General features: G+C 64.8%; 10 protein-coding genes and 1 pseudogene. 8 read left to right on the top strand and 3 right to left on the bottom strand.

From position 1 onward, the window contains the following. The 3 genes and pseudogenes from VFF99_RS20070 to VFF99_RS20060 form a co-directional block, all read left to right on the top strand. A pseudogene (locus VFF99_RS20070) lies at window positions 1-568 on the top strand (FHA domain-containing protein); the annotation flags it as partial. Beyond that, on the top strand, window positions 558-1,931 hold the full coding sequence (locus VFF99_RS20065) for an HlyD family efflux transporter periplasmic adaptor subunit (RefSeq protein ID WP_325020698.1): 1,374 nt from the start codon (window positions 558-560) through the stop codon (window positions 1,929-1,931). The pseudogene VFF99_RS20070 and the gene VFF99_RS20065, both read left to right, overlap by 11 nt. 71 nt (window positions 1,932-2,002) lie before the next feature. Then, the gene (locus VFF99_RS20060) at window positions 2,003-2,233 is read left to right on the top strand and encodes a hypothetical protein (RefSeq protein ID WP_325020697.1); all 231 of its coding nucleotides are present in this window, start codon (window positions 2,003-2,005) and stop codon (window positions 2,231-2,233) included. A gap of 7 nt (window positions 2,234-2,240) precedes the next feature. Here VFF99_RS20060 and VFF99_RS20055 read toward each other — a convergent pair whose 3' ends face one another. After that, entirely contained in the window at window positions 2,241-2,822 is a 582-nt protein-coding gene (locus VFF99_RS20055; RefSeq protein WP_325020696.1) for a TetR/AcrR family transcriptional regulator, read from the bottom strand. Window positions 2,823-3,015: 193 nt separating this feature from the next. Here VFF99_RS20055 and VFF99_RS20050 point away from each other — a divergent pair, with 193 nt between their 5' ends. After that, window positions 3,016-4,689, top strand: coding sequence for an acyl-CoA dehydrogenase family protein (locus VFF99_RS20050; RefSeq protein ID WP_325020695.1), 1,674 nt, complete (start codon window positions 3,016-3,018; stop codon window positions 4,687-4,689). Between the two features lie 156 nt (window positions 4,690-4,845). After that, window positions 4,846-5,181: an HPF/RaiA family ribosome-associated protein gene (locus VFF99_RS20045; RefSeq protein ID WP_325020694.1), complete on the top strand. Its 336-nt coding sequence runs from the start codon at window positions 4,846-4,848 to the stop codon at window positions 5,179-5,181. Between the two features lie 19 nt (window positions 5,182-5,200). Here VFF99_RS20045 and VFF99_RS20040 read toward each other — a convergent pair whose 3' ends face one another. After that, the gene (locus VFF99_RS20040) at window positions 5,201-6,556 is read right to left on the bottom strand and encodes a 4Fe-4S dicluster domain-containing protein (protein WP_325020693.1); all 1,356 of its coding nucleotides are present in this window, start codon (window positions 6,554-6,556) and stop codon (window positions 5,201-5,203) included. 121 nt (window positions 6,557-6,677) lie between these two features. Further along, the gene (locus VFF99_RS20035) at window positions 6,678-7,595 is read right to left on the bottom strand and encodes a MerR family transcriptional regulator (protein ID WP_325020692.1); all 918 of its coding nucleotides are present in this window, start codon (window positions 7,593-7,595) and stop codon (window positions 6,678-6,680) included. Window positions 7,596-7,748: 153 nt separating this feature from the next. On the opposite strand from VFF99_RS20035, the gene VFF99_RS20030 reads away from it, so the two are divergent. From VFF99_RS20030 to VFF99_RS20020, 3 genes are all read left to right on the top strand, one after another. Next, entirely contained in the window at window positions 7,749-8,033 is a 285-nt protein-coding gene (locus VFF99_RS20030) for a DUF378 domain-containing protein (RefSeq protein WP_325020691.1), read from the top strand. Between the two features lie 220 nt (window positions 8,034-8,253). Next, entirely contained in the window at window positions 8,254-9,258 is a 1,005-nt protein-coding gene (locus tag VFF99_RS20025; protein ID WP_325020690.1) for a fasciclin domain-containing protein, read from the top strand. Window positions 9,259-9,348: 90 nt separating this feature from the next. Continuing rightward, window positions 9,349-9,960, top strand: coding sequence for a class I SAM-dependent methyltransferase (locus VFF99_RS20020; RefSeq protein ID WP_325020689.1), 612 nt, complete (start codon window positions 9,349-9,351; stop codon window positions 9,958-9,960). Window positions 9,961-10,299 lie beyond the last annotated feature (339 nt).

The raw sequence follows: 10,299 nt of genomic DNA, 5'->3' as shown, positions 1-10,299 counted from the left end.
CGGCCTGGAAAAACTGGATGCCGGGCCCTGGGCGAAGTCGGTCGCCGCGCAGCTCCAGCGGCGCAAGGCGGTGGCCGAGCAGTACGGCGCCTTGCAAAAGGCGCGCGGCAGCCGAGACTATGACGAACGCCTGCTGGCGTTTTACGGCGCGCTGGATCCGGACGACGACGTGTACTTCATCCGAGCGATGGAACCGGACGTCAACCGCAACCGCGACAAGGCGCTGGCCCGTGCGCAGGACTTGATGAACCGGGCCGCCACCCGCTGGAAGCAGTACCAGGACAACGGTCCGATCGAAGGCGCGCAGCGCCTGGAATCGAACATCTCGAACCAGTTCCGGAACCAGGCCAAACTGCTGGTCGAAGCCCGGCAGAGCGCGCAGCAGGGATTGCTGATCGCGCGCCAGCTTCGGGCCGAGTATCCGCCGCAGTGGAACAAGCTGCGCGACGAGATCGCCGCCGAAGCCGAACAGCAGCGCAAGGCCGTGCAAGACTTGCGCATGGTGCTGGATGCGGCCTTGCTGAAGGAAAAACTCGCTCTGCTAGGAGGACCAGGCAATGAGCAGTGAAGCACGCTTGCGCCCGCTGACCGAGGCGCTGGAAGACCACAGTGCGGAAGGGATCGCCATCCTCACCGCGGAACCATGGCGTTTCACCCAGGCGCTGGTGGTGACCGTCTTTGCATTGATCGTGGCCGCCTTGATGTGGTCCTTCATTGGTACTGCGGATGTGATCGTCACCGCCCAGGGCTCCTTGCAGCCGGAGTCCGAGGTCAGGCGCTTCTATGCGCCGATCGACGGCGAGCTGGCGAATGTGTACATCGCGGAAGGGCAGCCGGTGTCCAAGGGCGACACGCTGGCCCGGCTGAATGCGCGCGGTGCGATCGAGGCGGCCAAGAATGCGCTGGAAGCGCAGCTCAAGCTGGAAGATGCGGAGCGCGAATGGCGGCAATTCCCCGAGCGCAAGCTGCTGATGGAACGCAAGGTCGCCGCGCTGAAGCAGGCGATGGAACTGGAAGAGCACCAGCACTCCAAGCGCGCCGCTGAAGGCACCAACAGGCTGGCCGAGAGCCAGCGCGCGCAGTTGGCCGAAGCGCGCACCAATGTCGAGGAAGCCCGCCGCGCGCGCGACGCCGCACGGCTGGAAGCGGAAAAATATGCGCGCCTGTTCTCCATGACGGGCGGCGGCGGCGTCTCGCAACTGCAGGTGGAAAGCAAGCGCAACGCGCTGCAGGCGGCCGAGAACCAGCTGCGCGTCGCGCAGGCGCGGGTGAGCGAACTGACGGCAAGGCAAAGCCAGGAATTCACGCAGGCCCGCCAACAGCTCGAAACCAGCGGCCAGGAATTCATGAAACTGCAGCTCCAGTACGAGGCAGCAACCAAGGAAATCGCCAATGCGGAAGAAAAGCTGCGCCTGCAAGTCCAGACCGCGCGGTTGGTGGCCGATGCCGCGGCACGCATCCGCTTCGAAAACATCGACAAGGACAATTTCCTGCTCATCATGGCGCCGGTCGATGGCGTGATCACGGACGTGACGACGACGCAGCCCGGCGACAAGGTGCAGGCCAACTCGCCCATCGGCGGCATCGCTCCCAAGGATGCCCGGCCCATCCTGCGCATCGAGATCGACGAGCGCGACCGCGCCTTCCTGAAGGAGGGGCTGGCGGTGAAGCTGAAGTTCAATGCCTTTCCTTACCAGCGCTACGGTGTCGTCCAGGGCACGCTTGACCATATCTCGCCGGCCACGCGCATGTCGCAGCAGAGCAAGCAGCCGGTGTACGAAGGCCGGGTGGCGCTGGAGAAGGACCATTACGTCGTGGGTGAAACGAAGTACCCGTTGCGCTACGGCATGACTGCCACGGCGGAGGTGGTGGTGCGGGAACGGCGCATCATCGATATGGCGCTCGACCCGTTCCGGCAGATTGGAGGATGAGGGCGGGAACGCGCGGGAACTCCTGTACACTGCCGCGGACAAAGGGCTTTGTCTGTCGGAAGGAGTTGCCAGTGGCAAAGGTCATCAACCATCGCGGAATCCGCATCATCACGCTGGAAGCGGACGAACGCGTCGCCGACCATTGCGAGGAAGGCGATATCGTGCTGGTGGAGGAAGCGGACGGCTGGTGGACCCACTTCGTCGGCCGTGACGGCGAGACGGACAGCTATGACGCAGCCTTCGAGAGCTATAACAAGGCCTTGTGGACGGCCAAGGCGGCCGCGGAGTTCGCCGCCGAGTAAGGCTTGTTCAGTCGGCCACGTCGCGAACGGCGACGGCGCGCAGGCAAAAGGCCTGGATGGCGCGGATGAGGATTGTCTTTTCGATCGCGGGTTCGGCGCCGGCCGCCCAGGTCAGCGGCCCGACCAGCGCTTCCGAGATCACGCCCACCAGGGCCGCGGCCGACACCGAGGCTTCCTGAGCCGGAAAGTCGCCGCAGCGGATGCCATCCTCGACCAGCTTCTGGAAAATTTCCGCATAGGCATGGCGGTAGCGCAGGCGCTCCTCATCGACCAGCGCATCCACCGGCTCGGCAATCAGTGCATAGGCAAGGCGCCGTCCGCGGATCGCGCGGGCCGCGAAGGCCTCGATCGTGGTGAGCAGGCGGGTGGCCGGTGCACCTTCGCCCAGCGCATTTTCCCGCACCACCTCCAATTCCTTTTCCGTGGCGCGCCGGAACACCTCGGCGAACAATTGCGCCTTGGAGTCGAAGTGCTTGTACACCGCGCCGGTGGCGATGCCCGCCTCGCGCGCCACTGCATTCACCGTCACGGCGCCGAAGCCGCCCTCGGACACCAGCAGCAGCGAAGCATCGAGGATGCGCTGTCGCATCTCCGCCTTGCGTGCTTCTGTCTTTTCAGTCGGCCGGTAAACCATTGCTTGTTCCTTCGTCAATCCTGCAGGCCAGTGTACCCGAGTGCGGCGTTTGCCGACAAGCAAGCGCTTGACAGGCCTGGCGGCGCATGGTGAACTTGCATCAATACGTGAACATGAATTCACACTTTGGGAAAAAACGGAGAGAGACATGGCCGAAACCAGCACCAACCTGTACTACGCGGAGACCCATAGCGTCGAAAACCAGCCGCGTCCGCTGGAAGACTTCAACCTGTACGCGGCCGACAGGGCGCTGTCGGAAGCCGTGGCCAGGGAAGGCGGCTCGTGGGCGCAGGACGAGCTGCATGCCTTCGGTGCGCTCACCGGCTCGCGCGAACTGATCGAGCTGGGCTTCCAGGCGAACGAGAACAAGCCGGTGCTGTACACGCACGACCGCTACGGGCGGCGCGTGGACGAGGTGCGCTTCCATCCGGCCTATCACCGCCTGATGCAGATTTCGATCGAACACGGCCTGCACAGTTCGCACTGGACCGACCCGCGGCCGGGCGCACATGTCGCGCGTGCCGCCAAGTTCTACATGCAAAGCCAGGTCGAGGCGGCGCACTGCTGCCCGATCACCATGACCTCGGCCGCGATCCCCGCCTTGCGCCTGCAGCCCGACGTCGCCGCGCAATGGGAGGGCAAGATCCTCGCCCGCCACTACGACCGGCGCAATGTGCCCGACGGCCAGAAGGAGGCGGTCACGATCGGCATGGCGATGACCGAGAAGCAGGGCGGTTCCGATGTGCGCGCCAACACCACGCGCGCCATTCCCCTCGGTAGCGGTGGCCCTGGCCAGGCCTACGAGCTGGTCGGGCACAAGTATTTCGTTTCGGCGCCGATGTGCGACGCCTTCCTGGTGCTGGCCCAGGCGCCGGGCGGCCTGTCCTGCTTCCTGCTGCCGCGCTGGCGGCCGGACGGCAGCAAGAATCCGCTGCAGATCCAGCGCCTGAAGAACAAGATGGGCAATGTCGCCAACGCGTCCTCCGAGACCGAGCTGCGCGGCGCCTATGCCGTGATGGTGGGCGGGGAAGGGCGCGGCGTGGCGACCATCCTGAAGATGGTGTCGATGACCCGTTTCGACTGCATGATCGGTTCGGCCGCGGGCATGCGCCAGGCGGCAATGCAGGCGCTGCACCACTGCGCGCAGCGCGTCGCCTTCGGCAAGCTGCTGTCGGAACAGCCGCTGATGCAGAACGTGCTGGGGGACCTCGCCATCGAGAGCGAGGCCGCGCTGGCCATGACCATGCGCATCGCCCGCGCACTCGACGCCGGCGAGCAGAATGAATCCGAAAAGCTGCTGGTGCGCATGGGTACCGCCGTAGGCAAGTACTGGATCTGCAAGCGCACGCCGGGGCATGCCTATGAAGCGATGGAATGCATCGGCGGCAGCGGCGTGATGGAAGACAGCATCATGCCCCGCCTGTTCCGCGAATCGCCGGTGAACTCGATCTGGGAAGGCAGCGGCAATGTGCAGTGCCTGGACATGTTGCGCGCGATGCAGCGCGAACCCGGTTCGCTGGAAGTGTTCATGACCGAGCTGCGGCAGGCGGCGGGAGCCAACCGTTACCTGGACGAGTACGTCGCGCACCTGGGGCGGGAATTCACAGACCTCGCCGATATCGAGTACCGCGCGCGCGGCATCGTCGAGAAAATGGCGCTCGCCCTGCAAGGCGCGCTGCTGGTCCGCCAGGGCAATGCGGCGGTCGCCGACGCCTTCTGCGCGTCGCGCCTGGCCGGGCAGAGCAGCGGCCTCGTGTATGGCAACCTGCCGCGCGGTGTCGACTGCGCGGCCATCATCCGGCGCGCAACCGTGTCTGGCTGATGCAATCCATGCTTTGTTGACTGTGATCAAGGAAACGCATCGGCCTGCTGCATAACCTGTCCCTACGCATGTTGCTCATTGGAATCCCTGGATTCCGGGCGCCGTGCGCCGAGGCCGGCTGGCAGCGGACCGATCAATCTTTTTACAGAAGCAGACATGGTCAACTCCCTGAACATCAAGTTCCACAATATTCCTCCCTCCGAAGCCGTCGAGGCCGACATCCGCAAGCGTGCGGAAAAGCTGGCGCAGATCTCCGACCGCATCAACCGCTGCGATGTGACCGTGGAGGCCAGCGGCATGCACAAGCACCAGGGCCATCTGTACGAAGTGCGGATCGACCTGACTGTTCCCGGTGCGGAAATCGCCCTGAACCGCATCCATCCCAACGAAGACGTCTATGTCGCCGTACGCGACGCATTCGACGCCGCCACGCGCAAGCTGAAGGAACATATCCACGTGCAGCGCGGAGAGGTCAAGGCGCACGAGGAGTGACGGGTGTGTTGTGATTGATCTATTTGTCGCGGCAGCCGGCCCCCGCCTGTGCCGCGACGAACATGAATTTTTGCATCTCCCACGCACTCTCCGGGCAGCGTTCCGCGCACAGGCCGCAGTGCAGGCAGCGGTCTTCGTCCCTCACCATCACCCTGCCGGTCTTCAAGACCTCCGACACTTGCAGCGGCCGCCCGTGCTGCATCGGCGGCGCTTTCATGCGTCCGCGCAGCGCATCTTCATCGCCATTTTCGGCGAGTGTGAGGGCGTCCGCCGGGCAGATGTCGATGCAGGCATCGCACTCGATGCAGCGGCTTGCGATGAAAACGGGCTGCATGTCGCAATTGAGGCAGCGCTGCGCTTCGGTTGCCGCTGCCTGCGGCGTGAGGCCGCGTTCGGCTTCGGTCCGGATCCGTTTGCCCGTCACGCGAAATGCGCGGGCAGGCACCTTGTGGCGCTGCGCGATCGACACCACGTTGTCGAAGCTGCTCGCGCGCTTGTTCTGTTTCACGAGCGTGGCAGAAGGCGGCGGGCGCACGGCCGCGTCCTCGCCGTTCAGGAAGCGGTCGATCGATACCGCCGCTTCATGGCCATCCGCCACTGCGCTGATGATGTTTTTCGGGCCGAAGGCCGCGTCGCCGCCAAAGAACACGTTCGGCAGGGTGGATTGCATGGTGCTGCGATCGATGACCGGCATGCCGTGCTCGTCGAAGCGCAGGCCGATGTCGCGCTCGATCCAGGTGAAGTGCGCTTCGGCTCCTTCGGACGGCGCGCCGCAGCCGATGAACACGGCATCGTAGCCCTCGGCAAGCAGGGCCTTCAGGCTCCCGATGCGTTCGCCGGAACGGAACGCGATGCCCATGTCGAGGATGTACCCGATTTCCTCGTCGAGGATTTCGTCCGGCAGGCGGCTCTTCGGGATCTGGCTGCGCATGAGACCGCCGGGTGCCTTCTCGCCGTCGAAGATGGTGAGATTGTGGCCCTGCAGCGCGAGGTCGCGCGCGACGGTGAGCGATGCCGGGCCCGCGCCGACGCAGGCAACGCGCTTGCCGGAGTACGGCGCAGGCCTAGGCAGGCGCAGGCGCACATCGGCCTTGTAGTCGGCGGCCGTGCGCTTGAGCCGGCAGATGGCGACCGGAGCCTTGTCCCCGCCTTCCATGCGCGAACGGCGGCAGGCCGTTTCGCAGGGCCGGTCGCATACGCGTCCCAGCACACCGGGGAAGACGTTGGCGCGCCAGTTGATCATGTAGGCTTCTGTGTAGTGGCCTGCTGCCACCTGCCGCAGGTATTCCGGCACCGCGGTATGCGCCGGACAGGACCACTGGCAGTCCACCGCGCGGTGGAAGAAATCCGGATTGCTGGTGTCGGCCGGCTTCAATGCGTTCTCCTCGTCGGGGCACGCTGCGCTTGCAACATGCGCTTATGTTGCCGAGAAAATACAGTGACGCCGCCGTTCGAAGCCGTATGCGGAGCGGGAAATTTGAATTGCTTGATTCAGGTCAAGAGGCGGGGAAACGGCTTCGCCATTCCGCGAGCGCGCCGGGGATGTGTTCAAGTTCCAGGTGCCATACGGGAGCGGCAGGGCGGGTGAGGGCGGCGCAGCGTCCGCCGGTCCAGATCTCGACCTGCGCGGGCAGGCCGGCGCGCAGGTCGACGAGCGCTTGCGTGACTGTCGCGGCACGTGCCGAGGCGGAGAAGGACAGGGCAAGGATGTCGGCGTCGTGCGCCGCGCAGGCACGCACGATTTCGGAGACGGGCATCTGCGCACCGAGCGGCACGCACCGCGCGCCTTCGAGCGCAAAGAGGGCTTCGGCCATCACGAGCCCGAGCGTGTGCAGCTCGCCGGGGATCGTGGTGAGAACGATGCAGGGACGGGCAGGCGCATCCTCCGCCCCGGACTGTGGAATGGACCCGATCGCGCGCCGCATCACGCTCTGCACCGACTCGGTATAGAGATGCTCTTCGAATACCGCCAGCCGTCCGCTTGCCCACTCGCTGCCGACGAGGGTGTTGAGCGGCGCCAGCACCTCCGTCACAAATCGATGCATCCCGACACGCAGCACGGACTGCGACAATTCCCGGCGCAGTTCCTCGCCGCGGTGCGCCTTGCACAAGTCAATGAAACGGGACAGTCCGGCGCTTGCCTCGCTTTCGGTCGAGGCTGCTGCGGCCCGCCTGCGCAGTGTCTGCGCATCCTCGCGCACGAGCTTTCCCGGGCGCTGGCCGCGGTCCATGAGGTTTTTGATCAGCTGCAGTTTCTCCACCTGCTCGGCCGGGTACAAGCGCTCTCCGGCCGCGTCGCGCAGGGGCTGGGGAAATTGATAGCGGCGCTCCCACACGCGCAGCGTGTCTTTGGACAGCCCTGTCTCGCGTTCGACGGAACTGATGTTCAGGAAGCCGGGGGCAGGATTGGTCATGGGCGCGCTTGCGTGTTGACTTGATTGAATGACATTGTAGCTCGCATTTTGTCCAACCAAAAGACAGATTTTTGTCGAACCATCCACAGCCGTTCCTGTCCATGTTCCTGTCTGGCGGTGCGGTGCCGCCGGCCGATTTCAAGGAGATGAATCATGGCAACAACGATGGATGGTCATATGCATGAGCGGCGCCATTTGCCGGAACGGCGCGCCGGTTCGAAGGCAAGCGGAGCGAAGCGCCTCGGCGCGGTAGACTGGCTGGCGATGGCGCTTTTGGTCATCGGCGGCCTGAATTGGGGCCTGGTTGGCCTGTTCGGCATCGATCTTGTCGCAATGCTGTTCGGCGAAATGAGTGCGCTGTCGCGCATCGTGTACGCCCTTGTCGGCTTGTCGGCGCTCTATACGCTCTTTACGACCAGAAAACTTGCGCGCTCCTGAACGCGCGATATTCCATGCATGTCCGGCATTTCTGCCGGACTTTTTTTCGCCTGTCACACGTGAAATACCGGTTGGAAATGTTCGATTTGTCCTGGACAAAAAGCGGCGAGGTTTGAGAATGCTCAAGCCCGTCCGGAGGTGCCGTCCTATGCTTTCCTGGCGAGGCGCCGGTTTTAGCGAAGGTCCGGCGCCATTCACCGATGCTTCCCAGGAGACCGACATGAGACTCAGCACGCCTTCCATCGCCTTGCTTTCCGCCGTATTGATCGCCGGTTGCGGCGGCAGCGACGATCCCGCACCCATCGCCCAGGCCGAGGCCGAGGCACCGACGGCAAGCGGCGCGCCGGCCCCGGCCGCAACTGCCCCGCAAACCATCGACAAGCTCGCCGGCGCGAGCGGCTTCAATGCCTTGCTCGCCGCCGCAAACAAGGCCGACCTCGCGGGGGTGCTGGCCGATTCGAATGTCAGCCTGACGGTGTTCGCGCCCACCGACGAAGCGTTCACCCGCCTCGCCACTGCGCTCGGGTTTGACAGTGCGGCCGCGATGGTGGAAGCGCTGCCCGCCGCCGCGCTGCGCAGCATCCTGTCCTACCACGTGGTGTCCGGTACTCGCCGCGCGGCCGACTTCAGCACGGCCCCGCAGTCCACCGCATCCACCCTGTACACCTTCGATGGGCAGCCGGCCTCGCTGGCGGTGAGCAGCGGGCAGTCGGGGGTGACCCTGCGCGATGCCGGGCTCACCTCGGCCCGCGTCACCTCGGCAGACCTTGCCGCGAGCAATGGCGTGGTGCACGCGATCGACAAGGTGCTTGTGCCGCCGGGCGTGCTGACCATCGTGCAGATGGCAAGGCTCAATCCCGAACTGTCGTCGCTGGTCTCCGCAGTGGCGAGCGCCAATCTGCAGACGGCGCTTTCCGGCGCCGGGCCGTTCACCGTCTTCGCGCCGACCAATGCCGCCTTCGCACAGGCGCCGTCCGGCCTGACGCCGGCACAGCTTGGCACCGTGCTGCGTTATCACGTACTCGGCACCCAGGTGCTGGCCTCGCAGATTCCGTTCGGTACGCCGGTCAGCACGTTGTCGACACAGGCGCTGCGCATCAACGCCGGCACCCCGCCCACCATCACCGATACAACCGCCGCCCCGGCAAGGATCGTCGCAACGAATGTCCGGGCGAGCAATGGTGTGATCCACGTGATCGACAAGGTCCTCATTCCTGCCTTGTGATGCCGGGAAAGCAGGCTGCCGGAGCGGGGCGAACTTTTGGTCGCGGATCGCGCCTACTGCATTGAGGGGCAACCAATCCGCGAGGCAGCCATGTCCGAAGAAAATTGCGCGCAGAGCACGGCGCCGCAGTCGCAACTGCGGCGCCGTGTCTTGTCAGCAGGTATGGCCGCGCTTGGCGGCAGCCTGTTTCCCATCCCTTCGAAAGGGCAGTCCCTGCCGCCGTGGCGGCTCGACGTGCCTTACGATCCTTCACCGCCGGACGTGGTCGATGCCATGCTCGTACTGGGCGGCGTCAACCGGAGCGACCTGCTGTACGACCTCGGCAGCGGCGATGGCCGCATCGTCATTGCCGCCGCAAGGGATTACGGAGCGCGCGCCATCGGCATCGACATCGATCCGCAACGGGTGGAGCAGGCAAAGGCCAACGCGAAACAGGCCGGCATGGAGGAGCGCACCACTTTCCTGGTCGGCGACCTCTACACCGCCGACTTCTCCGACGCCACCGTCGTCACGCTCTTCCTGTGGCCCCACGTCAACCGCAAACTGCGGCCCATCCTCTGGCGCCAGCTGAAGCCCGGCACGCGGGTCGTGTCCCATATCTGGGACATGGGGGTGGAATGGCCGCCGGAGCGCACAGTCACGGTGCGCGACCGCAAGATCCACCTCTGGACCATCACGGACGCGCAAAAGAAACAGGCCTAGCTCAAGGCCGTCAAAAATCAAGAATCGTAGGGCGGGCAGGGCGAAGCGAAGCCCGTCGGCGCTCCCCTGTCACGTGAGGCACTTGGTGGGTTTCGCTGCGCTCTACCCACCCTACAGTTCGCTATCCTAGTGTCCTCCGCGCTCGACGCCGGTGGGCGGACGTGCAGACATGAATGTCCTCGAAGGCGCGTCAAGAATCGTAGATCCTATGAAGAGGTGAGCCAGTTGCAAAAGCTATCCTTAGAATTTGAAGTGCGACCAACAAATCGAGGAGAACGACATGCAACCGACTCACGAGAACGATTTTACGCTGAATGGGATGTTGACGGTGGCGCTGGA

Source organism: Noviherbaspirillum sp. (assembly GCF_035654295.1).
GTDB lineage: Bacteria > Pseudomonadota > Gammaproteobacteria > Burkholderiales > Burkholderiaceae_D > Noviherbaspirillum.
The sequence above is the reverse complement of the archived record's forward strand: the minus strand, read 5'-3'. Positions and strand labels throughout refer to the sequence as shown.